The 25,827-nt window shown below is 58.9% G+C and carries 27 protein-coding genes; 8 read left to right on the forward strand and 19 right to left on the reverse strand.

The window, feature by feature from the left end; translation table 11 throughout:
- Positions 1 to 5: 5 nt before the first annotated feature.
- From uvrC to ileS, 9 genes are all read right to left on the reverse strand, one after another.
- On the reverse strand, positions 6 to 1,889 hold the full coding sequence (gene uvrC, locus ALP8811_RS11690) for an excinuclease ABC subunit UvrC (protein ID WP_108857276.1): 1,884 nt from the start codon (positions 1,887 to 1,889) through the stop codon (positions 6 to 8).
- Positions 1,890 to 2,205: 316 nt separating this feature from the next.
- Positions 2,206 to 2,994 carry an SDR family oxidoreductase gene (locus ALP8811_RS11695; protein ID WP_108857277.1) on the reverse strand — a complete coding sequence of 263 codons (789 nt, stop codon included), beginning with the start codon at positions 2,992 to 2,994 and terminating at the stop codon, positions 2,206 to 2,208.
- Positions 2,994 to 3,962: a calcium/sodium antiporter gene (locus ALP8811_RS11700; protein ID WP_108857278.1), complete on the reverse strand. Its 969-nt coding sequence runs from the start codon at positions 3,960 to 3,962 to the stop codon at positions 2,994 to 2,996. Before ALP8811_RS11700 ends, ALP8811_RS11695 begins: the two co-directional genes overlap by 1 nt.
- A 3-nt stretch (positions 3,963 to 3,965) precedes the next feature.
- On the reverse strand, positions 3,966 to 4,130 hold the full coding sequence (locus ALP8811_RS16375; RefSeq protein ID WP_181363744.1) for a hypothetical protein: 165 nt from the start codon (positions 4,128 to 4,130) through the stop codon (positions 3,966 to 3,968).
- Positions 4,130 to 4,927: a S49 family peptidase gene (locus ALP8811_RS11705; protein ID WP_108857523.1), complete on the reverse strand. Its 798-nt coding sequence runs from the start codon at positions 4,925 to 4,927 to the stop codon at positions 4,130 to 4,132. Before ALP8811_RS11705 ends, ALP8811_RS16375 begins: the two co-directional genes overlap by 1 nt.
- A gap of 80 nt (positions 4,928 to 5,007) precedes the next feature.
- Positions 5,008 to 5,769 (reverse strand): ABC transporter permease, encoded by a 762-nt coding sequence (locus tag ALP8811_RS11710; protein ID WP_108857279.1) that lies wholly within the window; start codon positions 5,767 to 5,769, stop codon positions 5,008 to 5,010.
- Positions 5,766 to 6,692 (reverse strand): ABC transporter ATP-binding protein, encoded by a 927-nt coding sequence (locus ALP8811_RS11715; protein ID WP_108857524.1) that lies wholly within the window; start codon positions 6,690 to 6,692, stop codon positions 5,766 to 5,768. Before ALP8811_RS11715 ends, ALP8811_RS11710 begins: the two co-directional genes overlap by 4 nt.
- A gap of 65 nt (positions 6,693 to 6,757) precedes the next feature.
- On the reverse strand, positions 6,758 to 7,216 hold the full coding sequence (locus ALP8811_RS11720; protein WP_108857525.1) for a methylated-DNA--[protein]-cysteine S-methyltransferase: 459 nt from the start codon (positions 7,214 to 7,216) through the stop codon (positions 6,758 to 6,760).
- Positions 7,217 to 7,288: 72 nt separating this feature from the next.
- Positions 7,289 to 10,192 (reverse strand): isoleucine--tRNA ligase, encoded by a 2,904-nt coding sequence (gene ileS, locus ALP8811_RS11725; protein ID WP_108857280.1) that lies wholly within the window; start codon positions 10,190 to 10,192, stop codon positions 7,289 to 7,291.
- 269 nt (positions 10,193 to 10,461) lie between these two features.
- Here ileS and ALP8811_RS11730 point away from each other — a divergent pair, with 269 nt between their 5' ends.
- A complete protein-coding gene (locus ALP8811_RS11730) occupies positions 10,462 to 10,890 on the forward strand; it encodes a group III truncated hemoglobin (RefSeq protein ID WP_108857281.1) in 429 nt (142 codons plus the stop codon).
- A 5-nt stretch (positions 10,891 to 10,895) separates the two neighbouring features.
- On the opposite strand, the gene ALP8811_RS11735 is transcribed toward ALP8811_RS11730, so the two are convergent.
- Genes ALP8811_RS11735 through ALP8811_RS11745 form a run of 3 tightly spaced genes read right to left on the reverse strand, consistent with a single transcriptional unit; the run spans position 10,896 to position 13,740 of the window.
- Positions 10,896 to 11,909, reverse strand: coding sequence for a YcjF family protein (locus tag ALP8811_RS11735; protein ID WP_108857282.1), 1,014 nt, complete (start codon positions 11,907 to 11,909; stop codon positions 10,896 to 10,898).
- A complete protein-coding gene (locus ALP8811_RS11740; RefSeq protein ID WP_245924627.1) occupies positions 11,894 to 12,328 on the reverse strand; it encodes a GNAT family N-acetyltransferase in 435 nt (144 codons plus the stop codon). Before ALP8811_RS11740 ends, ALP8811_RS11735 begins: the two co-directional genes overlap by 16 nt.
- Complete coding sequence (locus ALP8811_RS11745) at positions 12,325 to 13,740, reverse strand: YcjX family GTP-binding protein (RefSeq protein ID WP_181363761.1); 1,416 nt, start codon at positions 13,738 to 13,740, stop codon at positions 12,325 to 12,327. Before ALP8811_RS11745 ends, ALP8811_RS11740 begins: the two co-directional genes overlap by 4 nt.
- Positions 13,741 to 13,933: 193 nt before the next feature.
- Here ALP8811_RS11745 and truA point away from each other — a divergent pair, with 193 nt between their 5' ends.
- Positions 13,934 to 14,704 (forward strand): tRNA pseudouridine(38-40) synthase TruA, encoded by a 771-nt coding sequence (truA, locus tag ALP8811_RS11750; RefSeq protein WP_108857284.1) that lies wholly within the window; start codon positions 13,934 to 13,936, stop codon positions 14,702 to 14,704.
- Positions 14,705 to 14,745: 41 nt separating this feature from the next.
- Here truA and ALP8811_RS16380 read toward each other — a convergent pair whose 3' ends face one another.
- On the reverse strand, positions 14,746 to 14,922 hold the full coding sequence (locus tag ALP8811_RS16380) for a hypothetical protein (protein ID WP_181363746.1): 177 nt from the start codon (positions 14,920 to 14,922) through the stop codon (positions 14,746 to 14,748).
- A 49-nt stretch (positions 14,923 to 14,971) separates the two neighbouring features.
- On the opposite strand from ALP8811_RS16380, the gene parE reads away from it, so the two are divergent.
- Positions 14,972 to 16,930, forward strand: coding sequence for a DNA topoisomerase IV subunit B (parE, locus tag ALP8811_RS11760; protein ID WP_108857286.1), 1,959 nt, complete (start codon positions 14,972 to 14,974; stop codon positions 16,928 to 16,930).
- Between the two features lie 3 nt (positions 16,931 to 16,933).
- Here the strand turns inward: parE and ALP8811_RS11765 are convergent, their stop codons facing one another.
- The 5 genes from ALP8811_RS11765 to ALP8811_RS11785 all read right to left on the reverse strand — a co-directional run bounded on the left by ALP8811_RS11765 (position 16,934) and on the right by ALP8811_RS11785 (position 21,323).
- Positions 16,934 to 17,968, reverse strand: coding sequence for a hypothetical protein (locus ALP8811_RS11765; protein WP_108857287.1), 1,035 nt, complete (start codon positions 17,966 to 17,968; stop codon positions 16,934 to 16,936).
- A 173-nt stretch (positions 17,969 to 18,141) separates the two neighbouring features.
- Positions 18,142 to 18,552, reverse strand: coding sequence for a c-type cytochrome (locus tag ALP8811_RS11770; RefSeq protein ID WP_181363747.1), 411 nt, complete (start codon positions 18,550 to 18,552; stop codon positions 18,142 to 18,144).
- Positions 18,553 to 18,628: 76 nt separating this feature from the next.
- Complete coding sequence (locus tag ALP8811_RS11775) at positions 18,629 to 19,270, reverse strand: DUF3047 domain-containing protein (RefSeq protein ID WP_108857289.1); 642 nt, start codon at positions 19,268 to 19,270, stop codon at positions 18,629 to 18,631.
- Between the two features lie 96 nt (positions 19,271 to 19,366).
- Entirely contained in the window at positions 19,367 to 20,044 is a 678-nt protein-coding gene (locus ALP8811_RS11780) for an ABC transporter ATP-binding protein (RefSeq protein WP_108857290.1), read from the reverse strand.
- Positions 20,037 to 21,323: a lipoprotein-releasing ABC transporter permease subunit gene (locus ALP8811_RS11785; RefSeq protein ID WP_245924628.1), complete on the reverse strand. Its 1,287-nt coding sequence runs from the start codon at positions 21,321 to 21,323 to the stop codon at positions 20,037 to 20,039. Before ALP8811_RS11785 ends, ALP8811_RS11780 begins: the two co-directional genes overlap by 8 nt.
- Positions 21,324 to 21,637: 314 nt before the next feature.
- Here ALP8811_RS11785 and ALP8811_RS11790 point away from each other — a divergent pair, with 314 nt between their 5' ends.
- The 4 genes from ALP8811_RS11790 (at position 21,638) to ALP8811_RS11805 (ending at position 24,346) form a co-directional block, all read left to right on the forward strand.
- Positions 21,638 to 22,141 (forward strand): type III secretion system chaperone family protein, encoded by a 504-nt coding sequence (locus ALP8811_RS11790; RefSeq protein WP_108857292.1) that lies wholly within the window; start codon positions 21,638 to 21,640, stop codon positions 22,139 to 22,141.
- Between the two features lie 108 nt (positions 22,142 to 22,249).
- Entirely contained in the window at positions 22,250 to 23,065 is an 816-nt protein-coding gene (gene proC / locus ALP8811_RS11795) for a pyrroline-5-carboxylate reductase (protein ID WP_108857293.1), read from the forward strand.
- The gene (locus ALP8811_RS11800; protein ID WP_108857294.1) at positions 23,058 to 23,396 is read left to right on the forward strand and encodes a tRNA-binding protein; all 339 of its coding nucleotides are present in this window, start codon (positions 23,058 to 23,060) and stop codon (positions 23,394 to 23,396) included. Before proC ends, ALP8811_RS11800 begins: the two co-directional genes overlap by 8 nt.
- Complete coding sequence (locus ALP8811_RS11805) at positions 23,396 to 24,346, forward strand: 2-hydroxyacid dehydrogenase (RefSeq protein WP_108857295.1); 951 nt, start codon at positions 23,396 to 23,398, stop codon at positions 24,344 to 24,346. The genes ALP8811_RS11800 and ALP8811_RS11805 overlap by 1 nt, the downstream gene beginning before the upstream one ends.
- A 22-nt stretch (positions 24,347 to 24,368) precedes the next feature.
- Here the strand turns inward: ALP8811_RS11805 and ALP8811_RS11810 are convergent, their stop codons facing one another.
- The gene (locus ALP8811_RS11810) at positions 24,369 to 24,947 is read right to left on the reverse strand and encodes a thymidine kinase (RefSeq protein WP_108857296.1); all 579 of its coding nucleotides are present in this window, start codon (positions 24,945 to 24,947) and stop codon (positions 24,369 to 24,371) included.
- 415 nt (positions 24,948 to 25,362) lie between these two features.
- On the opposite strand from ALP8811_RS11810, the gene ALP8811_RS11815 reads away from it, so the two are divergent.
- On the forward strand, positions 25,363 to 25,824 hold the full coding sequence (locus ALP8811_RS11815) for a hypothetical protein (protein ID WP_108857297.1): 462 nt from the start codon (positions 25,363 to 25,365) through the stop codon (positions 25,822 to 25,824).
- Positions 25,825 to 25,827: the final 3 nt, after the last annotated feature.

Here is a 25,827-nt window from a genome sequence, read left to right on the forward strand (position 1 = left end):
CCGTGTCAGGCCTTGTCATGGAAGAAGCCATAGATGGTTTCTGCAAGAGTTTCTGAAATCCCATCTACCGCCTTCAAATCTTCAAGCCCGGCGCGTCCAACAGCCTTGGCCGATCCGAAATGCTGTAGCAGGGCGCGTTTGCGGGTGGCGCCGACGCCTGGTACTTCGTCCAACGGGGTCGCTCCCTGAGCTTTGGCGCGCTTGGCGCGGTGGGTGCCGATGGCAAAGCGGTGCGCTTCGTCACGCAGGCGCTGCACGAAGTACAACACTGGATCATTACGCTTCAGCGCAAAGGGGCGCTGGCCACGACGGTGGAACTCTTCCTTACCATGATCGCGGTCCACACCCTTGGCGACGCCGATCATCGGAATATCGGTGACCCCCAGTTCTTCCATGATCTCGTGTACGGCGCTGACCTGCCCGGCGCCGCCGTCGATCAACAGAAGGCCGGGCCACTGCTCGCCTTCGCGGTCGGGATCTTCTTTCAACAAACGTTTGAAGCGGCGGGTCAGAACCTCTTTCATCATCCCGAAATCGTCGCCCGGCGTCAGGTCATCGCCCTTGATGTTGAACTTGCGATACTGGCTTTTCATGTACCCTTCGGGACCAGCCACGATCATCGCTCCGACCGCATGTGCGCCTTGAATATGCGAGTTGTCATAGACCTCGACCCTATGGGGCGGTCCATCCAGACCGAATGCCTCGGCCATGCCATCCAGAAGCCGCGCCTGCGTCGCGGTTTCCGCCATTTTGCGGGCAAGACTCTCGCGCGCGTTGCGTTGGGCATTGGCGACCAGCTCGGACTTCTCGCCGCGTTGGGGGACCGACAGTTCCACTTTGCGTCCCAGCTTCTCGGTCAGCGCCTCGGCCATCAGGTCCAATTCATCCAACGGGTCCGACAGAAGGATCAACCGCGGAGGGTCTTTCTGGTCATAGAACTGCCCGACGAAGGCCTGCAACACTTCGCCCGTCCCGGCCCCCGCGCCGGTGCGCGGATAGAAATCACGGTTGCCCCAATTCTGATTGGCGCGGATGAAGAAGACCTGCACACAGGCCTGACCGCCCTCCATATGAAGCGCGATCACATCGGCCTCGGTCACGCCGCGCGGGTTGATCCCCTGGCTTTGCTGAACCTGCGTCAACGCGCGGATCCGGTCACGCAAGACGGCGGCCTTTTCGAACTCCATCGATTCCGAGGCCGCCTGCATCTCGGACGCAAGGTTTTCCTGCATCTTTGTCGTGCGCCCCGATAGAAAATCCACCGCGTCCTGCACCAGCGTGCCATAGCCTTCGGCATCAATCTTGCCCACACACGGTCCCGCGCAGCGTTTGATCTGATACTGCAAACATGGGCGCGAGCGCGCGTCGAACGTGGCATCCGTACAATTGCGCAGCAGGAATACTTTCTGCAGCTGGTTCAGCGTCCGGTTCACCGCGTCCGCGCTGGCAAAGGGGCCAAAATACTGACCTTTCTCTTTGCGCGCGCCGCGGTGCTTCTTGATCTGTGGAAATTCATGCCCGGTCAGAAGGATATTCGGGAAGCTCTTATCGTCGCGCAGAAGAACGTTGAAATGCGGCTTCAATTGCTTGATCAGGTTTTGTTCAAGCAGCAGCGCCTCGGTTTCAGTCCGCGTGGTCAGAAACATCATCGAGGCTGTCTGGCTGATCATCCGCGCAATCCGCGCGCTATGCCCCGTCGGCTTGGCATAGTTCGACACACGCTTTTTCAGACTGCGTGCCTTTCCGACATACAGAACCCGCCCCTTGGCATCGAGCATCCGATAAACGCCGGGCGAATTATCAAGCGTTTTCAGGTAAGACTGGATCACCTCGTGTCCGGTCTGAACCGGCGTCTCAACCTGAGATGTGTCCTGCTTATCGCGCGTCATGGGGCATCTTTCTTGATTCTCTATCCCGCTGCAATCTTATCGTTTCGGATACAAGAGAAAACATGCCCACAGAATCTGTGGATAAGTCTGAGGACATGTTGTCTGCTCATGGGATTTTTCGTTGTTTTTAGCCGCTTTCCTCGAACTGCCTATTTTTTAGGCACACCCATAACCCTTTGTTTTCAAACAAAAGAAATATGTACTTTCTGTAAACATGTGAAATCATTGCGAAAAATACAGATCTAGGGATGGAATTGCTTCACAGGTGCACAACTTCCGCTAGGGCAGGCTGGTAATCCCCGACGAAAGGTCAGGTTTAGCTGGGTTTTCCTATGACATCCGGGGTCTGCCAGCCAAGGTGTTGCCCGCCATCCACGGCTATCATCTGTCCGGTCACAGCAGGTGCAGTAAGAAGATAGGACAAGGCAGCGGTGATGTCCTCGGGGTTGGGTCCGCGCTTCAAAATTGAACCCGAGCGCTGCGCGTCAAAATGGTCCTGCGTTTGTCGTTCCCCGATCATCGTGGACCCCGGCGCAATCCCATTGACCCGCACATGCGGAGCCAGAGCCTGAGCCGCCGTGCGCGTCAATGTCCACAGCCCGTGCTTCGCAAGGCTATAGGTCATAAACTCGGGCGTCAGCTTTTGTACGCGCTGGTCCAACATGTTGACGATAAGGGCTTGTGACAACTGTTCGCCCTTTTCGTCGGTCGCGGCCTTTGGGGCCTGCTGAGAAAACTCCTGCATCAGAAACAGGGGCGCGCGTAGGTTCGATGCCATATGGCGATCCCAACTGTCACCCGACACGGTGCCGATGCGGTCATACTCAAAAATCGAGGCGTTGTTCACCAGAACAGACAACGGGCCGCCCAAAGCCTCGGCAGCGCGCGACACCAGCGCCTGAACTTCGTTCAGCTTCAGGAAGTCCGCCTGAAGGGCAACGGCGCGCTGGCCCAGAGCTTCGACCTCGGCCACGGTCTGCGCGGCACCCTCAGCCGAGCTGCTGTAATGCACAGCAACATCAAAGCCATGGCGGGCAAGTTCGACGGCCATCGCACGCCCAAGTCGCGCCCCTGCCCCGGTTACCAATGCGCGTTTGACCTGCATTAGGCGCTCCCCAGAACAATCAATACATAGACGATATAAAGCGCCGCCAAAAGAATGCCCCAGACGCGGCCCATATGCCATTTCCAGAAGACGAAGGGTGCCAACAGCAACGACGCCCCCAGCATGACCCACAGATCAAACTGCAGGATACCCGGCTCGACCGGGATCGGGCCGACAAGCGAGGCTATACCGATAATGGCCAGCAGGTTGAACATGTTCGACCCGATCACGTTGCCCAAGGCCACCTCAGCCTGCTTGCGCAACGCGGCCATAACCGTGGTTGCAAGCTCGGGCAGCGAGGTCCCCAGCGCGACAAGCGTCAGACCGATTACCGTCTCCGAGATGCCATAGTGGCGGGCGATACTGGTGGCAGAATCCACCAATAGGTCCGCACCCAGCGGCAAACCGATCAACCCCAGCAACAGGAACATGATGACTTTCCACCAAGGCATGTCGGGGTCGGCGCCCTCGACATCTTCGTCGTCGTCGCAATCCTCTTCCAGCCCGGCCTTGACCGCGCACCGGTGGCGCATCGCCTCTTTGAAGGCGGACCCAAGGATCAGACCCAATGCTGCCAGCAACGCCAGCCCCTGAGGCCACGAGATCTCGCCGCCAAAGGCAAGGACCATGAACAGAAGGGTGGCCCCCATCATCTGAAGATAGCTTTTCCGGCTGTCACAAGTTTTGGTGGACAGCCCAGCAAGCAAGGCGGGCACACCCAGAACCAACAGGATGTTGGCTGTGTTCGATCCGACCACGTTCCCCATCGCCAACCCGGGCACGCCCTCGGCAATCGACTGGATCGAGATCAGCAGCTCGGGCGCCGACGTACCAAACGCCACGATGGTCAAAGACACGATCATCGCAGGCACACCAAGGCGCAGCGACATGTTCACGGCACCGCGCACAAGGCTGTCGCCCGCAAGCAATAGGATCACAAGGCCAAGCGAGGCAAAAATCAGATCCAAGGCTCAGCCCTTTCCCTTGCAGTCACATGGGGATTTCCCCAGCTTATAGCGCCCGCAACGGGGGCATTTCATCGCTTCGATGCGTTGCTGACCGGGATAGCGCAACTTGCCAAACATGGCCAGCACACCCATCCCGACCAGAAAAAGAACAACAATCTTGATGACCATTAGAGACCAAAACGGGCGTATTCCGCGCGCTCCTCGATGCCAAGCAGGGTGTCAGAAACAAGACGCATCCCGAACCGTCCAAGCAACCCCCGACGCGGGCCGTAGACACGGAAACGTACCTTGTCGCCGTATTTATCTTTCATAGTCGGCACCAGATGCCCAATCCCGTCGGCCAACCCTTTTTCGATGGCTGCACGCCCCAACCAGATATCGCCGGTAAACAGATCTTCGCCCTCGGGCAGCTTGCCAGCGCGACGGGATTCGACCTGCGTTTTGAAGGCTGTGTGAATGTCTTCTTGCAAGGCTTTCAGGCGCTTCACATCATCGGGTTTTTCGGGCTGGAACGGATCCATCATCGATTTCGACTTGCCTGCCGTGTGCACGCGACGCTCGACCCCGACCTTCTCCATCAATCCGGTCAAGCCAAACCCGGCCGAAATCACGCCGATCGACCCAAGGATCGAGCTTTCGTCTGCATAAATCTCGTCTGCTGCCGTCGCCAGCCAATATCCGCCCGAGGCGGCCACATCCTCGACGAACCCATAGACAGGGATCTCTTTTTCGGCGGCCAGACGGCGAATGCGCGCGGCGATCAAGCTGGATTGCACCGGGCTTCCGCCGGGCGAGTTGATCACCAAAGCCACCGCAGACGGTTTGCCTTTGCGAAAGGCGCGTTCGATGGCCGGGGCCATCGCGGCATCATTCAACTGTCCGCGTGTGCCGGTGGCAATCACACCCGACAAGCGTATGACGGCCACCGTGGGTGACTTCTTCACAAAAGGTAGATGTTCGATCATGGCTGTCATGTAGATGGCCCATTCACTTCAAACAAGGGTGACGCGATCACGCTTTTTCCCACCTGTGGCATCTCTGCGCATCAACTGCGCAATTTGTATCCCGACCGGAAGATCCAGCCGATGGTGAACAGACAGGCCGACATAAACAGAATGATCGCTGCAAAGGACCACCCCAGCGCCACATCGGCTTGCCCAAAGAACGCCCAGCGGAAGCCCGAGATCAGATAGACCACTGGGTTGAACAACGTGATCGTCTGCCACACAGGTGGCAGCATCGAGATCGAATAGAACGAGCCTCCAAGGAACACGAGTGGCGTGATCACCAGCATCGGCACCAGCTGCAGTTGTTCGAAATTGCCCGCCCAGATCCCGATGATGAAGCCCAGAAGGGCGAAACTGATACAGGTCAGAACCAGAAACAGCAGCATCCAGACCGGATGCGCGATGGTCAAGTCGACGAAGAAATGCGCGGTCACAAGGATGATCATACCGATCATGAACGCCTTTGTTGCCGCCGCGCCGACATAGCCAATGACGATTTCGAAGAACGAGATTGGCGCCGAAAGCAATTCGTAAACCGTGCCGATGAACTTGGGGAAATAGATCCCGAAAGACGCGTTCGAGGTACTTTGCGTCAGCACCGTCAGCATGATCAGGCCCGGCACGATGAACGCGCCATAGCTTACGCCCTCGACCTGATCGATGCGCGATCCAATGGCCGCGCCGAACACGATGAAATAAAGCGAAGTCGACAGCACAGGCGAGATGACCGACTGCACCAACGTGCGGAAGGTGCGTGCCATTTCGAAACGATAGATGGCCGCAATGGCATTCCAGTTCATGCCACGTCCTCCTTCACCAGATCGACAAAGATGTCTTCAAGCGAGCTTTGGCGTGTCGATAGGTCCGCCAGATGCAGCCCCGCTTCGCGCAGGTCTGCCAGCAATCCAGTGATCCCGGTGCTGCCCGCCTGCGCATCATAGGTGTAAACCAGCCCACCGCCATCCGAGACAGTCAACGGATAGTCCGCCAATGCTTCAGGCACGGCTTCAATCGGCGCATCCAACTCGATCAGAAGTTCTTTCTGGCCAAGCCGTTTGATCAGCGCGTCTTTCTCTTCAATCAACAGGATTTCCCCATTCGAGATCACACCGATCCGGTCCGCCATCGCCTCGGCTTCTTCGATATAGTGGGTGGTCAGGATGACCGTTACACCAGCCTCTTTCAGCTGGCCGACGATCTCCCACATATCTTTACGCAACTCGACGTCAACGCCCGCCGTGGGTTCATCCAGAAACAGAATTTTGGGGTCATGGCACAGCGCTTTGGCGATCAGCACGCGCCGCTTCATCCCGCCCGACAGCGTCATGATCCGGTTGTCTTTCTTATCATGCAAGCTGAGAAGCTTCAGGATTTCCTCAATCCGCGCATCGTCGCGTGGCTTACCAAAGAGACCACGCGAAAAGCGAACCGAGTTCATGACCGTCTCGAACGGCTCCAGATTGATTTCCTGTGGCACCAACCCGATCAGGTTGCGCGCTTCGCGGAAGTCTTTCATGTGGTCGAAGCCCGCGACAGTGATCGACCCTGAGGTGAGCGTCGAAATCCCACAAATAATTGATATTAGAGTTGTTTTCCCGGCTCCGTTCGGACCGAGAAGGGCAAGGATCTCGCCCTCGTCGATCTCAAGATCGACGCCTTTCAGCGCTTGGTGCCCGCCTTCATAGGTCTTGGTCACGCCGCTGACGTTTAGGATGGTTGCCATGTTGTCCCCCAGTGTCGCTGCCTGTTTGCCTTGTTTTTCCAGCAATGACCAGCAGGCAGAACTTCTCAGATAAGCAAACCTGCGGCACCTTCAAGGCGCAGCAGCTGAACTTTCGTCTCGACCCCACCAGCACCGGAGAACCCGACCAGTTTACCGCCTGCCCCCATCACCCGATGACAGGGGATAATGATCGGTATCGGGTTCGCGCCACAAGCGTTGCCGACCGCCTGAGCCGAATTGCCCGTCAGTTTCGCGATGTCGCCGTATGTCAGCGTTTCACCGAAGGGAATGGCAGACATGGCATCACAAACCGCGCGCTGAAAATCACTGCCATGAACCAAAGTCGGCAAGTTAAACTTGGTCAGTCGACCTTCGAAATACGCGGTGAGCTGAGATTGCGCTTCAGTCAGCACCGGCGTTTGCTCGCCTTCAGGCTCAGCATCCCAAACCAGCCGGACAATACTGCCGCCCTCTTCCACAACTCCCAAACGCCCAACCGGGCTATCCACCACCGCAATATTCATGTCGGCATGGTGCAAAAGAAAACGCCCCAGCACAATGGCCGGGGCGTTCCGTTTCATGCTGTTTCGGGTCGATCAGGACAGCGCGTCGTCACAACGGCCACAGGTGCCTGCGTGATCGTGGCTGCCCACATCCGGCAGGATCTTCCAACAACGCTGGCATTTCTCGCCCGAGGCTTTTTCGAACACAACGCCCACGCCTTCGACTTCCGGCACGCGGAAAGCTTCGGCGGGCAGCGGGTCGTTGGTCAGCTGCACTTGGCTTGTGATGGACACGTCCGCGAAGTTTACAGACTTCAACGTCGCCAGCACGTCCTTGTCGCGCACATGCACAACAGGAGCGGCTTCCAGAGACGCGCCGATCACCTTGTCACGACGCTGGATTTCCAACGCGGCGGTAACCACGCGGCGCACCTGACGGATGCCGGCCCATTTCGCGGCCAGCGGTTCGTCCAGCCAATCGGCGGGCGTGTCGGCGAAGTCCACCAGATGGACCGAGCTTTCGTCGCCCGGGAAGCGCTCTAGCCAGACGTCTTCCATGGTGAAGACCAGAACCGGGGCAAGCCATGTGGTCAGGCGGTGGAACAAGATGTCCAGCACGGTGCGCGCGGCGCGGCGGTTCAGGCTGTCGGCCCCATCGCAATACAGCGCGTCCTTGCGGATGTCGAAATAGAAGCTCGACAAGTCCACGGTCGCGAAGTTGAACACAGCCGAGAACACGCCCTGGAAGTCAAACTTGCGATAGCCGTCGCGGACGACGTGATCCAACTCTGCCAGACGGTGCAACACCCAGCGTTCCAGCTCGGGCATGTCTGCCACGTCCACACGCTCGGCCTCGTCAAACTCATGCAAGTTGCCCAGCATGAAGCGCATCGTGTTGCGCAGACGGCGATAGCTGTCCGCCACACCTTTCAAGATTTCCGGCCCGATCCGCTGATCGACCGTGTAATCCGTCTGGGCAACCCACAGACGCAGGATGTCAGCGCCGTACTGCTTCACGACAGCTTCGGGCACGATGGTGTTGCCCAGCGACTTGGACATTTTCATGCCCTTCTCATCCAGCGTGAAACCGTGGGTTACGACGTTCTTGTAGGGCGCACGACCCTTGGTACCGCAGGCCTGCAACAGCGACGAGTGGAACCACCCGCGGTGCTGGTCGGTGCCTTCCATGTAGACATCCGCGATGCCGTCCGGCGTGCCATCTTCACGGTCACGAAGCACGAACGAGTGGGTCGAGCCAGAGTCAAACCACACGTCGAGCACGTCAAAGATCTGCTCCCACTCATCCGCGTTGTGATCGTTGCCCAAGAAACGCTCTTTTGCACCGTCAGCATACCACGCATCTGCGCCTTCAGCCTCGAATGCCTCGGCGATGCGCGCATTCACGGCGGGATCGCGCAGAAGGAAACCTTCGTCGGTCGGCAGAAGACCTTTCTTGGTGAAACAGGTTAGTGGAACGCCCCAAGCACGTTGACGCGACAGAACCCAATCCGGGCGTGCCTCAATCATCGAATACAGGCGGTTACGACCGGTCTGCGGCCACCACTGCACCAGTTGGTCGATCGAGTTCAGGGCACGTTCACGGATGGTCTTGCCCATCTCGTCCTGCCCGTCGCCGACTTCTTTATCGACGGATGCAAACCACTGCGGCGTGTTGCGGAACACGATCGGCGCTTTCGAGCGCCACGAGTGTGGGTAAGAGTGCGTCACGCGGCCACGCGCGATGATGCCGCCGGCCTCGACCAATTTGGCGATCACGGCGTTGTTGGCTTTGCCTTCCTTGCCCTTGCGGTCAAAGACCTGAAGGCCCGCGAAGAACGGCACATGCGGCAGGAATTCGCTTTCCTCGCCCACATTGTGGGTCATGCGGTCGATCCAGTTGCGGGCGACGAACGCTTCATAGTCGTCGGCACCGTGGCTTGGCGCGGTGTGCACGAAACCCGTACCCGCGTCATCGGTCACGTGATCGCCGTCGATCATCGGAACGTCGTAGTCCCAGAAGCCGTCAGCGCCGTCGGCACCGTTGAACGGGTGCTTACAGATCAGGCCAGCCAGCTCGCTTGCAGCCACGTCGCGCACGCGCGAGAATTCGGTTACGCGGGATTTGCCCAGCGCGTCTTCGGCCAGTGCGTCGGCGAAGATGTAGAGCTGACCGGCTGCGGTCCAGCTTTCTTCCTCGGTCGCATCAACACGATAAAGGCCATAGGCAATCTTGTTGTTATACGCGACCGCCTTGTTCGACGGGATCGTCCAAGGAGTCGTCGTCCAGATCACGACACGCGCCTCGGCCAGATCACCCGTCGCGTTGGCAAACGAGAACGGCACCCAGATCGTGTGCGACTTGTGGTCGTGATACTCGATCTCGGCCTCGGCCAGTGCGGTCTTTTCAACCGGCGACCACATCACGGGCTTCGAGCCCTGATACAGCGTGCCGTTCATCAGGAACTTCATGAATTCCTCGGCGATCACGCGCTCGGCGTGGAAATCCATCGTCAGATACGGGTTTTCCCATTTGCCGGTGATGCCCAGACGTTTGAACTCGTCGCGCTGGATATCGATCCAGCCTTCGGCGAACTTGCGGCATTCCTGACGGAAGTCGACGACATCGACGTCGTCCTTGTTCTTGCCCTTCTTGCGATACTGCTCTTCGATTTTCCATTCGATGGGAAGACCGTGGCAGTCCCAGCCGGGAACATAACGTGCATCATGGCCCATCATCTGGTGCGAGCGCACGATCATGTCCTTGATGGTCTTGTTCAGCGCGTGACCGATATGCAGGTGGCCGTTCGCATAGGGGGGGCCGTCATGCAGGATGAACGGCTCGCGGTCGCCAGCGGTTTCGCGCAGGCGGTCATAAACGCCAATTTTCTCCCACCGGGCCAGCCATTCAGGCTCGCGCTTGGGAAGGCCCGCGCGCATCGGAAAATCGGTCACGGGAAGGGTCAGCGTATCTTTGTATTCGGGTGTATCGGCACACATGTGTCCGGTCCTTTTCAGGATAAGTCGTCAATGTCGAAGAGGGGGCGGCGCGCAGGTTCATGCGCCTTGTCCCGGCGGCTCGTCTGGATCAGAGCGCCGGGCATATAATTCGAATAATGATCGCTTTGGCGTGCATCATGGGCGCGTTATAGGCCCGTGGGGGCGTGGCGTAAAGCCATGAAGGACAGGCAGGCTGCGCTGAATTTTCCGCGTTTGAGGGCTTGGCTCGGACGGGTGAACCGACTATTTCGGTCAGGAAAGAGGTTCCCATGTCCCACACGCCCAACCCGCTGCAACTTTTCGATATCTCGCCTGCGCAAATCGATGCGGTTATGGCGCGGTTTTATGCACGCATCCGGGTCCACCCCCAACTTGGGCCGATCTTCAACGGGCATGTCGGGACAACGGACGCGGAATGGGACACACATATTGCCCTGATCACCCGTTTCTGGCGCGGCGCGATCCTGCGCGAACCGGGCTATGACGGAAATCCGATGCGCGCCCACATGCAGGCCGGCAACGTCCGACCCGAGCATTTCGACCCGTGGATTGCCCTGTTTGAGGAGGTCGCCACCCAGACCCTGCCCGCAGACACCGCCCGCGCATGGATTGCGCTGGTCCACCGGATCGGGCGCGGATTGCGCATGGGGGTCGAGGATATGACGCGGCCAACCAGTGACGTGCCAAGTTTGGGCTAACGCACCTATTTCCCGAACAATCCCGCCAACGCGCGTTTGACAATTCCCGTGACGCCGGGGCGTTTACCGTCGCCAAAGGGCAGCGGACGACAGACCTCAAGTGCTGCGACGCCGACGCGGGCCGTCAGGGCACCGTTCACCACACCTTCGCCAAAGCGACGCGAGAGTTTGGACAGCATTCCACCCCCCGCCAAAGACCCCAGCATGTCGTCGCCCACCGCAACCGCCCCGGTAGCAACAAGATGAGCCATCACTGCACGGGTCAACCGCCAGCTGCCCAGCGCGCCAGAGCGCCCGCCATAGATCTCGGCCACGCGGCGGATCATGCGGATATTGGCGGTCAGGGCGGTGGCCACATCGGCCAGCGCCAGCGGTACGATGGCGGTGACGGTGGCGACTTGGCGGGCGGCGGCCTCGACTTCTTTCAACGCGGCTTGGTCCAGCGGGGCCATCAGCTCGGCCTCGGCCAAGGTGAACAGTGTGTCTGTATCGAACACCTCGTCCTCACGTTCGTGGAAGCGTTCTAGTGCCCAGCGCATGTCGTCGCGCCCATAATACAACCGCTTCAAACGGATCATGACGTCACGCGCCTCGGTCAGGTCATCATGTGCGCGGGCTTGTTCGGCGGCATGGTGCAATGCATCAACCCGACGCATCCGCGCAAAGGCAATCCATTCGCGCAGAGCAATGATCAGTAGCACCAGTAGGAAAGCTCCGGTCAGGCCCAAAGCCGCATAGCCCAGATAGGAATTCCGCGTGATCAGTCCGGTGACGAAATCATAGGCCGCGACCGAAAGAACAAAGCCAAGAATCGACAAAAGCAGCGACCAAAACCACCGCATTAACCGCGACGGCTTGCGCCCGGCCATGGCAATCGCACCTTGCATTGCGGTACCCGACGCGTTCGGCCCGGTCACATCGGGCACGGGCGGGGCTTCTGCCGGAGATGTCGTCGGGCCGTCTTCAAGCTCGATCAACACGGGGCCTTGTTTGCGGTCGCTTGTCACGCGCGCCTCCATTCATAGCAGATGTCTGGCAGGCCTTCGTCATTGCCCGCGCCATCGGTACGGAAAACTTCCGAAAACCCTTCGCGCAGATAAAACCTTTGCGCGCCATCGTTGTCCTGAAACGTGTAAAGCGACAGGCTGTCACTGGCCTGTTTAGCCTGATCCAGCAAAGCTTTTCCAACGCCGCCTCCACGTGCATGTACAGACACATAGAGCGCGTGAATTTTCCGCTTATCGCGCGACAGAAAACCCAGAAGGCGTTCATCATTCCGCGCGACCAAAGTCCATCCATTGTCCACCAGCATTTGCGCAAACCCCTTTTCACTGGCGCGCGAATGCACACGGGGCATCCAATGCGTCGATGCGTTCCAGCCTGTCAGGATGTTGGCGATGGCGGGCACGTCAGATGTATTGGCCGGTGCGATGATCACAACCGATCCCCCAGCAAGAACTCGGCGGCCTTGTCCAGTCGGATATGCGGCGGGCCCTCACCAGGTTTCAGCGAGATCGCCGCCGGGGCGAAGCGCATGATCTGGTAATCGGCCTCTAGCCATTTCGTGTCGCCGCTGCGCGCGGGTTTCAAAAGCTGTGCTGGGTCTTCGGGAAGTGCTCCGGGATAGAACGCCGCCGTCTTGCCACTATCCAATAGCTGCCCACGCACGCAATCCAGGCTCTGCCCATCATGGTCCAAACGCTCTTCGGTCGTCGTGCGCAAAGCAGCCAGCGACATTGCGGCGGTTTTCGCTCCGGCAAAGTCGGCGCGATCGCGGGCATCGCGCAAAAGAGCCTCGGTGATGGCGGTCAAGCGGGGATGCTGGCTGTGGTGCAGGTGGTCGGCCTTGGTCGCGGCAAACAGAATTCGCTCGATCCGACGGCCCAGCAAAAGTGTGCTGAGGAACCCGTTCGTGCCGGGACGGAAGGCGGTCAGGATTTCTGCCATGGCACGGCGCAGGTCTTCGAGCGCCGCAGGACCGGAATGGATCGCGCCCAGCACATCCACCAGCACAACCTGCCTGTCGATACGCGAGAAGTGGTCGCGGAAGAAGGGTTTCACCACGCGGGATTTATAGGCCTCGAACCGGCGCTCCATCTCGCGCCACAGGCTGCGGCGGGGGATCGTGTCGGGTTTCGGCAGGGGTGCAAAGGTCAGCGCGGGGCTGCCCTCGAGGTCGCCGGGCAGAAGGAAACGCCCGGGGGTGCAGTCGCTATAGCCATCCTCGCGCGCGGCTTTCAGGTAATCAGCAAAAGAGGCGGCCAGATCCTTGGCTTGCACTTCATCCAGCTTCTCGGTCGGATCCGCGGTGCGAGCTTTCGCCAGAAAGCCCTGCGCTTGTTCGCGGGTATCGATGCGATCCAAGACCTGTGCGGCCCAATCGGAATAACTGAGGTCCAGCAGTGCCAGATCCAAAAGCCATTCGCCGGGATAATCCACGATATCCAAATGCACCGTGCGCGCCGAGCGTAGGCCACCCAGCAGGCCCGAAGGCTGGACGCGGAACGACAAACGCAGCTCGGAAATGGCGCGGGTGCTGTCAGGCCAATGCGGCGCGGGGCCGGTCATGGCCGACAGGTGTGTTTCATAGTCAAAACGCGGCACCGTGTCGTCAGGCTGAGGCTGCAGGAACGCACTTTGAATGCGCCCTTCCGACGCCGCAACCAGACCCGGCATCCGCGCACGGTCCATCAGGTTGGCCACCAAAGACGAGATGAACACGGTTTTGCCCGCCCGCGACAGCCCCGTTACGCCCAGCCGGATCACCGGCTCGAAAAGCGCCTCGCTTGTGGCGTCGCCAATCGCCTCGATCTGGCGGGTGACACTGTCTGCAATATCGCCAAGCCCCACGGCTGTCTCCTTCACTGCTCGACTTAAAGATAGGTTCGCAGGGCGCATTTCGCCAGAGGGGAGGTTTGGGCAGATTATCCCCGTGGTAGGGGGCGTTGCCCCTCGGCCTGCGGCCTCACCCAAGAATATTCCAGGCAAGATAATGCACGCGGAGAGAACTTGTCTGTGCGAGAGCAGCGGGGTATGCGGGGTCATGCCCAGATATGCGTTAAAAGTTGAATACCACGGAGCTGGCTTTGTCGGATGGCAGCGCCAGAAGGAACACCCGTCCATTCAGGGCGCGATTGAGGCTGCCTTGGCGAAGCTAGAGCCAGCCGAGCACACGATTGTCGCCGCCGGGCGCACCGATGCAGGCGTGCATGGGCTGGCGCAAGTTGCGCATGTCGATCTGACGCAGGACTGGCAACCCTTTCGCCTGTCTGAAGCACTGAATTACCATCTGCGCAATCATCGTATCGCCATCAACCAGTGCGTCGTTGCCGGGGACGATTTCCACGCCCGTTTCTCTGCGCGCGAACGGCGGTATTTGTTTCGGCTAATCTCGCGCCGCGCACCGTTGACCCACGAACGCGGGTTGGCGTGGCATGTGAAGCGCAAGCTGGATGCGGGTGCGATGCAGGCTGGTGCAGACAGATTGCTCGGCCGGCACGACTTCACCACCTTCCGGTCCACCATTTGCCAAGCTGAAAGCCCGGTGAAATCGCTTGATGAATTGCGTGTGGAAGAAATCGAACTGCCCAATGGAACAGAGTTTCGCTTTCATGTGCGGGCAAGATCGTTTCTGCACAATCAAGTACGCAGTTTTATCGGCACGTTGGAACAGGTTGGGGCTGGGTCATGGTCACCGGATGATGTGACAAAAGCGTTGGGCGCGCGTGACCGTTCGGCGTGCGGTCCGGTCAGCCCACCCCAAGGGCTTTACTTGGCTGGCGTCGGCTATCCAACGGATCCTTTCAAAAGCTAAGCCGCTTTGGCGACATCTGCGAAGGCCTGAAAACGTTGTGATCACGTGTGCGGTGATTGGTGATCGCGGTCGATCCCGTCTGTCAGGTCCATCGCGCCGTTCTTTGCCGGAACCAAGCGCAGTTGGTCATCGCGCGGGCCTTTCACAATCGCCTTCCGCCCATCCAATTCTGCCCGAATGGAAAGCGTGCTCTTCCCCCTTCCCGACGGCTCTGACATAATGCCCCAACAAAAAGAAATCCGAGCAGCGTTCAAGGCGACCGAATACATGAGCAACGACCTTCTGGCCGGCCAAGGCCCCGACGACTATGACGCCTCCTCAATCGAGGTGCTGGAAGGGCTGGAGCCCGTGCGTCAACGTCCCGGCATGTATATCGGCGGCACCGACGAACGCGCGCTGCACCACATGGTCGCCGAGATCCTGGACAACTCGATGGACGAAGCCGTCGCGGGTTTCGCCAACCGTATCGAGGTCACGCTGAACGCGGATTATTCCGTGACCATCACCGATAACGGGCGCGGTATTCCGATTGATCCGCACCCTAAATTTCCCGACAAATCCGCGCTTGAGGTCATCCTGTGTACGCTCCACGCGGGCGGTAAGTTCTCGGGCAAGGCATATCAGACCTCGGGCGGCCTGCACGGTGTTGGCTCGTCGGTCGTGAACGCGCTGTCGGATTCGATGGTGGTAAGGGTTGCCAAGAACAAAGAGCTGTTCGAACAGAGCTTTTCGCGCGGCATCCCGCTGGGACCGGTCGAGAAAATCGGCGCAGCCCCCAACCGGCGCGGCACCGAAGTAACCTTCCATGTCGACGAACAGATTTTCGGCAAGCACCGCTTCAAACCCAAGCGGTTGTTCACGCTGGTGCGTTCGAAAGCCTATCTGTTCTCGGGCGTCGAGATCCGTTGGAAATCGCATATCGAAGATGGCGAAACCCCGACCGAGGCCACGTTCCACTTCCCGGGCGGTCTGGCGGACTATCTGAAGGAAACGCTGGGCAGCGCGTCGATCTATGCCGACCAGCCTTTCGCTGGAAAAGTCGAATTTCGCGACCGCTTCAACGAACCCGGCTATGTCGAATGGGCGATCAACTGGACCCCGTCGCGCGATGGCTACATCCAGTCCTATTGTAACACCGTTCCCACGCCCGAAGGCGGCACGCACGTCACCGGTTTCTGGGCCGCGATCCTGAAAGGCATCAAGGCGCATGGCGAGCTTGTGGGAAACAAGAAGGCCGCGAACATCACCCGCGACGACCTTCTGACGGGTGGCTGCGCGCTGGTGTCCTGTTTCATCGCGGACCCTGCGTTCGTTGGCCAAACCAAGGACCGCCTGTCGACCGAGGCCGCCGCCAAGATGGTCGAACAATCGGTGCGCGATCACTTTGACAACTGGCTGGCTGCGGACACGAAATCCGCCGGTGCGATCCTCGACTTCCTTGTCCTGCGTGCCGAAGAACGCCTGCGCCGCCGTCAGGAAAAAGAGACCCAACGCAAGACCGCCACCAAGAAGCTGCGCCTACCCGGCAAGCTGACCGACTGCACCTCGAAGGACCGCGCAGGCACTGAACTGTTCATCGTCGAGGGTGACTCGGCGGGTGGCTCGGGCAAGGGCGCGCGCAACCGCAAAAATCAGGCGCTGTTGCCGCTCAAGGGTAAAATTCTGAACGTGCTGGGGGCCGCCTCGAACAAGATCGGCACCAACGCCGAAATCCGCGACCTTTGCGAGGCATTGGGCGTCGGCACCGGCACCAAGTTCAATCTGGATGACCTGCGCTATGACAAGATCATCATCATGACCGATGCGGATGTCGACGGGGCGCATATCGCCTCGCTTCTGATGACATTCTTCTTCACCCAGATGCGCCCGCTGATCGACGGTGGCCACCTGTATCTGGCCTGCCCGCCCCTGTTCCGCCTGACACAGGGCGCGCGCCGTGTCTATTGTCTGGACGAGGCAGAGCGCGACGAGTGGCTGGAAAAAGGTTTGGGCGGAAAAGGCAAAATCGACGTCAGTCGCTTTAAAGGTCTGGGCGAGATGGACGCAAAAGACCTGAAAGAAACCACCATGGACCCCGCGACCCGCAAGCTGATCCGCGTGACAATTGACGAGGACGAACCCGGCGAAACCGCCGCCTTGGTCGAGCAACTGATGGGCAAAAAACCCGAACTTCGTTTCCAATATATTCAGGAGAACGCGAAGTTCGTGGAGGAGTTGGATGTTTAGATATTAGTCGAAAAGTGATCGGGAATCGGAGGCGCTTGCTTGTTCGTCAAGACTACCGAGGATAGCCTTAAGTCCGCTTTCATCAATTGGTTCTGCAAGTTTCTGCCCCTCAAAACTTAGAACGCGCAATACAGTTGTACTCCGAACCTTTCCATCGACAACCAGCGTGGCAGCTTGAACTGTAAGAGTAGTGTTTTCTCCAAAACTGATTTCGCCTCGATGGAAACGATACCAGAACTCTTTGTCATCCACTGTGAACAGGACCACTTTGTCTGCTGAGTTCTTACCCTTCCACTTACGCGCCTTCTGATCTTCTTCTTCCAATTGAGGAGAGGTCACGGTGAAAGTATCCGTTGCAACACGCCAACGTTTGATATCCTCAGGCTCAGTTTTTGGTCGCCGCGGGCGAATAGCTCTTTCAGGAAAAGCATTCCTCGTTACAGGAGTCAGATCTCTCTCCTCAATTTCAATGGCCGAGATAGATTGATCGGATATTGCTTTTTCAAAAAGTTCTGCTTGAGAATCAATTAGTTCAAATTTGGCTTGATCCGACATTGGTAACTTCTCGAGCGTTCTGCGGGAGGCAACCAAAGCAGACGCCGACGCATCGGCAAGAACTCCCGATACTTGAGAACACATGATTTCCACAGCTTCCGCCTCGATCTCTTTGCGTTCTCTTTCACTGTTAGCAGCAGCCAGTTTCATTTTATAGTCTCTAGCAATTTCCGACACTAACTCAGAGGGGTACTTACCTGTGAGTTCTTTGGTTACGTCCTTTGCTAGATCCGTTTCCAACACCTGTACGATGGACCAAAGGAATCCATACGTGTAAGCAGCTCCTTTCACTACGACCTTCAGTATCTGACGGACGCTTCCAGCCTCGGGCGCGAAGACTACCAGCTCTAAGTCAAGCCGGTTATCGAATAGCTCTTGGTTAAGAGCGTTAAGAGTGCGCTGGGTTGCCTTGGCAGATGCTACAAACGCATCAACACTTACATAGTGCCTTGGTACGTCGAAGCGAATTTGAACTTGACTCAATAGAATTACCTCCAATTGGAGGCAACCTCTGATAGAGAAGCAAATTCGTCAAGCACCAATCCGCGTGTTACTGAACTCGCCACCCTGAGTACCCACCCAGGGTCGGGCGTGGCCCTCTGTTTGACATGACATGCAAGCGGAAGGGTGCGTGTTTAGGCTAAGCCACGCGCAGGTCACCCCTGCACGCTCTCCAAATACTCCGCCAGTCTTACCAGCGCAGCCGGCGTCGGCGTCATCACGCCCTTCTCATCCACCCAGACCTCCATCTCGCTTTCCAGAAGCGCGCCGAACTCGGGCATGGGGCCGCGTTGGGTGCCTTTGGCATAGCCGTCGATGGTCGACATGACATAGCGGGTCGGGAAGCTGCCGCCGTGTTTGGCGGTCAATGTGGTCAGGCCCGGGGCGCTGGGATAGATGCCGCCTTTGGCGTCATCACCATGGCAGGTCGCGCAGTTTTCCGCATAGATCTCGGCCCCGGTCAGTTCGGACACGTCCTGAACATCGGGCTTTGGGTTGGTGCGAAAGATGTCTTCGGGCTGACAAGCAGCGAGAAGGATCAGAAGAAGAGGTGCTGCGCGGTACATTTGGGAACCCTGTTGCCTTTCTAAAGGCTTGCTTTGGCGCGATTCTATCACGCCTGCGCCCACGTGCAACCCTAGGTCACTGTAAACCGAGATTACTGACCTGACCCTGCATGACCACATCCGTGTCGTCGCTGTCCGCCGACAGGGCCAAAGCGACCAGAGCCTCGGGGTTCGACCCGAAGGCGCGGCGGTAATCTGCCGCCAGATCGACGCTTTCGGAATGCGATCCGGTGCCAGAGGGGCGTAGCACGATGGTTTTGCCGCGCGACCCCAAATAGGGCGAGCCAAGCACGGCCCCGCGCGCGTGATCGCCACCCCAGACATAGACCAGCACGCGGCCCTCGGGATGGTTCAGAAGCTTGCGCAGGCTGCGGGTGCCTTGAAGACGTTCGGCCTCGGCCTTCGGCAGGAACGCGAAGTAGAGTGCAAGGTTGCGGTCATCGCCGCCCTTCTGGCGCAGATCCGTTGCCGGAACCGAACTGTCCACCGCCCAACGCCAACTGGCCCTGCGTGCGTCCCAATCCTTGGGGGCCAGTCGGTCATAGGTGATCGACACCGATCCATCCGCCGTCACGCCAATCGCGCCCTCGGACGCGGCGAATGTGACTTTCGAAAAGAAGGCAAACCAATGCGTGCGCCATGAATTGAAATTCACAGGACCTGCGGCGGCCATCGAGGCCGTCAGGATCAGGGCAAGGGTCGCGGTCAGGATACGCATTGGAAGCTCCGGCAGGACATTACTACGCCTGCCAGATTGCCGATCCCGCGCGGGCGTGCAATCGGGTCTCACGCGATTGTCAGAGGGTGCGAGCGGCTAGAGGATTTCGCCGCCTTCAAGACGCAAGGTGCGATCCATACGCGCGGCGAGCTCAAGGTTATGCGTTGCGATCAGCGCCGACAGACCGGTGTCACGCACCAGTTCCATCAACGCCGAAAAGACAGTTTCCGCAGTATCTGGGTCCAGGTTCCCTGTCGGCTCATCCGCCAAAAGCAGCGCTGGCCGGTTGGCAAGCGCGCGGCAGAAGGCGACGCGCTGTTGCTCGCCACCGGACAGTTCGGCGGGGCGGTGACTGGCGCGGGTGTCTACGCCGACGCGGGCCATCAGCTCCAACGCGTGATCGCGTGCGGCACGTTCGCCCACGCCATTCGCCAGTTGCGGCAGGACGATGTTTTCCAGCGCGGTAAATTCCGGAAGTAGGTGGTGGAACTGATAGACAAAGCCCACTTCGTTGCGCCGAGTGGCGGTGCGGCGACGGTCGGATTGGCCGTCCATCTTCTGCCCGTTGATCGACACCTCGCCCGCATCTGCCGCGTCCAGCAGCCCGGCGATATGCAGAAGCGTCGATTTGCCGGACCCCGAGGGCGCAACCAGCGCCACAACCTCGCCCTTGGCAATCGACAGGTTCGCGCCGCGCAGCACGCGGATTTCTCCGGGCGTGTCTTCATTATAGGTCTTGGTGATGCCCGAGAGGCTGAGAACCGTGTCACTCATAGCGCAGTGCCTCCACCGGGTTCATCCGCGCGGCTTTTCGCGCCGGGAACAGGGTCACAACAAAAGACAGGGTCAGCGACAGGCCAACAGCTGAAGCGACATCCCAGAACTCCAACTTTGCGGGCAGGTGATAGATGCCCCGGATCGACGGATCCCAGACGCCGCCGCCCGAGAAATAGTTCACCACCGCAAACACAGTGTCGATGTTCAGGGCAAACAGACAACCAAGGATCACGCCCGCGATTGTGCCGACAATTCCCGTCAGCGACCCGCACAGGAAGAACACCCGCAAAATGGACCCTTCCGTCAGCCCCATCGTGCGCAGAATACCGATGTCGCGCCCCTTGTTCTTCACCAGCATGATCAGGCCGGACGTGATGTTCATCGAGGCAATAAGCACCAGCACAGACAAGATGATGAACATGACGTTGTCCTCCATATCCAGTGCCCGCAGGAAGGCGCCCGACCGGTCGCGCCATGTCCAGACACCACTGGGGTCTTCGACGGCCTCCATGATCGGCAACAGCAATTCGTCGATGCCTTCCGGATCTTTGACCATCACTTCGATCTCGTCCGCCAGCCCTTCGCGGTTGAAGAAGCTCTGTGCCTCGGCGATGGGAAGATAGACGCGGGTGCGGTCAATGTCCCAGCGACCAGCGGTAAAGATATAGGTGACCTCATACGCATTCACGCGCGGGCTGGTACCGAAAGCGGTCTTCACCCCATTGGGCGAGATGATCTTGATCTTGTCGCCGATCCCAACATTCAGCTCAGCGGCAACACCCGACCCGATGGCAACGCCCCGCTCGAAGTCAGATAGCGCGCCCGCCGAGCTTTCCGGTTCAACAATGCGCGGAATGGTCAGGATGTCCTCATAGGCGATCCCGAAGACCTCGACCCCTGCATTATACTGGCCCCGGTTCGCCATGACCTGCCCCTTGACCAAAGGCGCAGCACGGACAACCCCCGGAACCGTCAAGATCCGGTCAGCCCAGACTTCATAGTTTGAAATGGTGCGATCCAACCCGCCATTCGCAGTGATCCGGCTTTGGGCATAGACCTCGACATGGGCATTGGCGCCCAGAATGGTGTCGACAAATTCGTCCCGAAATCCGGTACGCACAGCCAGCGTAATGATCAACGCAGCGACTGCCAGCGTGATCCCGATCAGGCTGATCCACGTCATCGTGCTGACGCCACCTTCGGCACGGCGCGCGCGCAGATACCGCCACGCGATCTGCCATTCAAAACGGGAAAACGGGGCTGTTCGCTTGGGCAACTGGGGCTCCTGACGGGGTAAGATTTGCGCCAAACTGGGGGTTCTGGCCCACAAGGTCAAGCACATGCCCCCAAGGTGGCCTGAAACTGCCACCCCACCCACAATCCGTTAACCTGTGGAGAAACAAAAGTTTTCTGTGGACAACTCGTTTAACAGGCAAAGTTTCACTTTACAGAGAGCAATGCGGGTGACACCATATCTAGTAAGGCAAGGCGCAAAGAACGCTGAACCTTGTACAGGCATCAAGCATTTGTAGCCATTAACGGTCGCTGCCACGAACCCGCCACAAATGCTGAAACCAAGGGGGGCATATCATGGCCGCAACCGAGCAGTACATCGAAAGCGAAGATCTTCACCCGATCGACATCGTCGAAACCATCGCGCAACACCACGCATGGGAATTTGACCGTGTCGCTGAAGACCAGATTGCCATGGCCGTCGAAGGTCAGTGGCGTACATACTCGATCACGTTGGCTTGGTCGCCATACGATGAAACCCTACGCCTGATCTGCACCTTCGAAATGGAGCCGCCCGAAGACAGCCTGCCGCGCATCTATGATGTCCTGAACCGCATCAATGACCAATGCTGGACTGGTGCCTTCACCTATTGGGAAGAGCAGCGCCTGATGGTCTGGCGTTACGGTCTGCCCCTGACTGGCGGACAGTTTGCGGGCCCCGAGCAGATCGACCGCCTGATCGCCTCGGCTGTGTCGGCTTCGGAACGCTACTATCCCGCGTTTCAGCTGGTCGCATGGACTGACCGCAGCGTCGAAGACGCCCTGCAGGTCGCCATCGCCGAGGCTTACGGCCGAGCCTAACCCCACCACTCACTATGCCAGCCGCGCCTACCGGCGCGGTTTCGGCTTGCGCCGACCGTGCTGCGCTCTAATCTCGCATCCAAGTAGGAAACGGGATGGGGCATCAACATGATGGATCAGGTAAAATCGCGCGGTCTGGTGCTGCTGGGCTGCGGCAAGATGGGATCGGCCATGCTGGAAGGCTGGCTGTCGGACGGACTGCCCACAAGCTCGGTCTGGGTAAACGACCCCTACCCGTCGGACTGGCTACAATCGCTGGACGGGCTGAACCTGAACACGCAGCTTCCCGAAAACCCCGCCATCGTTTTGATTGCCGTGAAACCGCAAATGATGGCCGAGGCACTGCCGTCCTTGAAAGCCCTTGGCAACGGAACAACCCTGTTCCTGTCGGTCGCCGCGGGGACGCCGATCTCCACCTATCAAGATATGCTGGGCGACCAGACCCCGATCATCCGCGCCATGCCCAACACCCCTGCCGCCATCGGGCGCGGAATCACCGCGATTTGCGGCAATGATCATGCATCTGCAGTCGACATGGATCTGGCCCAAGCGCTGCTGTCCGCAGTCGGGCAAGTCGTCCGTCTGGACGGAGAGCATCAGATGGACGCCGTCACAGCGGTCTCTGGCTCTGGCCCCGCCTATGTGTTCCATCTAATCGAGACGCTGGCCGCCGCAGGCGTCAAACAGGGCCTGTCCGAAGAGCTCTCCATGCAATTGGCAAAAGCCACCGTGGGCGGCGCTGGGGCTTTGGCGGAAGAAGCTGATGACGACCCCGCCCAACTGCGCATCAATGTCACCAGCCCGGGCGGCACCACCGCTGCGGCCCTATCTGTCCTAATGGACGAAAACATGGGCTTTCCCGACCTTCTAACCCGCGCGGTAAAAGCCGCCGCCGACCGTTCCAAGGAGCTTGCCAATGGCTGAGATCTCGTTTGATGACTTCATGAAAGTCGATATCCGCAAGGGCACCATTGTGCGCGCCGAACCCTTCCCCGAGGCCCGCAAGCCCGCCATCAAGCTGTGGGTCGATTTCGGGGACGAGATTGGTGAAAAGAAAAGCTCGGCCCAGATCACCGCGCATTACGACCCCGAAGCGTTGATCGGGAAAGAGGTCTTGGCCGTGGTGAACTTCCCGCCCCGCCAGATCGGCCCGATGCGCAGCGAGGTTCTGGTTCTGGGTCTGCCCGACCCGGACGGCGAAGTCGTGCTTCTGACCCCCGACAAATCCGTCCCCAACGGCGCGCGAATGTTCTGATGAAGCTTTTCATCTCGCGCCCTCTGCCCGATCCGGTTCTGACCCGCGCCCTCGACGCCTATGACACCACGGTGCGCGACATCACGACCCCGATGACGCGGGACGAGATGATTGCAGGCCTACAGGACTATGACATCGTCTTGCCGACATTGGGCGACCTCTATACGGCCGACATCTTCGCCGATGCGGGAAACATCCGCACCCGGCTGCTGGCGAATTTCGGCGTGGGCTACAACCATATCGACGTGGACGCGGCCAAAGCGCACGGCCTTCAGGTGACCAACACCCCCGGCGCCGTCACCGACGCCACCGCTGACACCGCCATGACGCTCATCCTGATGACCGCCCGGCGCGCAGGCGAAGGCGAACGGATGCTACGTAGCGGCGCGTGGGAAGGCTGGCACCCAACTCAGCTGCTGGGCATGCACGTGTCCGGCAAAACCGTCGGCATCATCGGTATGGGCCGCATTGGTCAGGCCATCGCCAAACGCTGTCATTTCGGTTTCGGCATGAACGTGGTGTTCTATAACCGCTCCCCCAAAACGCCGGACCTGCCCGCGCAGCAATTGGCCAGCATCGAGGACGTCGCCCATGTGGCAGACATCCTTGTCATCGCCGTTCCGGGTGGGGCCGATACGCGCCACCTGATCGACAAAAGCACGTTCGACGCGATGCAGCCCCATGCACTCCTGATCAACATTGCGCGCGGCGAGATCGTCAATGAGGCCGCCCTGATCGACGCCCTGGAAACGGGCCAGATCGCGGGCGCCGGTCTAGACGTCTACGAGTTCGAACCCAAAGTGCCCAAAGCCCTGACCGACCGCGAAGACGTGACGCTGCTGCCCCATCTGGGCACTGCAACGCTCGAAGTACGAACGGATATGGGCATGCTGGCGATGGACAATGTCGACGCTTACGCAAACGGAAAGACGCTGCCGACACCCGTCTGATCTCATAATCTTACTGGAAAACTCAGCCCCCGGTCGCCTCGCGCCAGTGGCGGCGGCACAGGGACACATAGGTCTCGTTCCCGCCGATCTGCACCTGATCGCCATCAGTCAAAGCGCGCCCCTGATCGTCTTGCCGTACGACCATCGTGGCCTTTTTTCCGCAGTGACAGATCGTGCGCACTTCGCGCATCTCGTCTGCAAGGGCCAACAGCGCGGCGGACCCCGGAAACAGATTGCCCTGAAAATCCACCCGCAGCCCATAACACATGACCGGCACTCTCAGATCATCCACGGCGCGGGCCAATTGCCAGACTTGCTCGCGGCTGAGAAACTGCGCTTCGTCAATGAACACACAGGCACAGGGGCCTTCTGCCTGCCGGCGCGCGATCTTGTCGAACAGATCCTCGCCCTCGGCGAATGTGTCTGCCTCCGTGCCGATCCCGATCCGGCTGCCAATTCGTGCCTCGCCTACGCGATTATCAAGCTGCGCGGTAATCAGATAGGTCTGCATCCCCCGCTCGTGATAGTTATAGCTGGCCTGAAGAAGCAGGGTCGATTTCCCCGCGTTCATGGTCGAATAGTGAAAATAGAGCTTTGCCATATCTCTGAATTACGCGCCCACGGGACACGGTTCAACCGTTCGTTTCACCTACAATCAGCCGTAGCAGTGAAACCTTACATGTTATCGTGGAGAGCATAGAAAAGGAGAAAGCGGACGCGAACACACACATGGTCAGAGGGCATAGCCCGGGGATGGAATTGACCGTTACAATCGTAAACCGACACATCCAGCTTTCTCTTGCAGGCGATTGGCCTGCATCCCGCAGCGCTAGCACTGCGGGTCTTTTCCTACCGACGCACGTGGCATCGGGCACTTGTCAAAACTCTCTTACTCGCAAACAGCAAAAGATAACTCGCTACACTTCTGAAATAAGCCATTCCCTTACCGCAAAAATAATGGGAAAAGAGGTGTGGAATTCCCCACACGTATGCAGGGAAGACAAAGGAATAAGAGTATGGCTGGTGTTGGAAGCTATCTAAAGAAACATACAGAGGCCCTCGTCAAAGACGTCGGGTTGGAAGCCGCCTGTGCTGCCACGGGCAAATCCAAGGCCACTCTGGGACGTTACTATTCCGACAGCGACGAGCACGCAGATCGCTTCATGCCCATCGACGCCGTTGCCGCACTGGAAGAGGCCGCGCGCTATCCGCACGTCACCAGCGCTTTGTCCGAGCTTCGGGGGATCACTCTTTCATATGATTCCGACCGCAAGAACTCGCCCGAAGGCGGGGTAAACAGCGACGTGATTGCCCTATCACAGCGCTTTGCGATGTTGATGGCTGAATACCAGCAGTCCATCGAAGACGGCATCATCACGATCAATGAGGCCAAGCGCCTTTTGCGTGAAACACTGGCGCTTCAGCATGTTCTGATCGACATGAAGCTGCATCTGGAAGAAGAAACCGAGATCGGCTAGGAC

The organism is Aliiroseovarius pelagivivens, assembly GCF_900302485.1.
Taxonomy (GTDB): Bacteria; Pseudomonadota; Alphaproteobacteria; order Rhodobacterales; family Rhodobacteraceae; genus Aliiroseovarius; species Aliiroseovarius pelagivivens.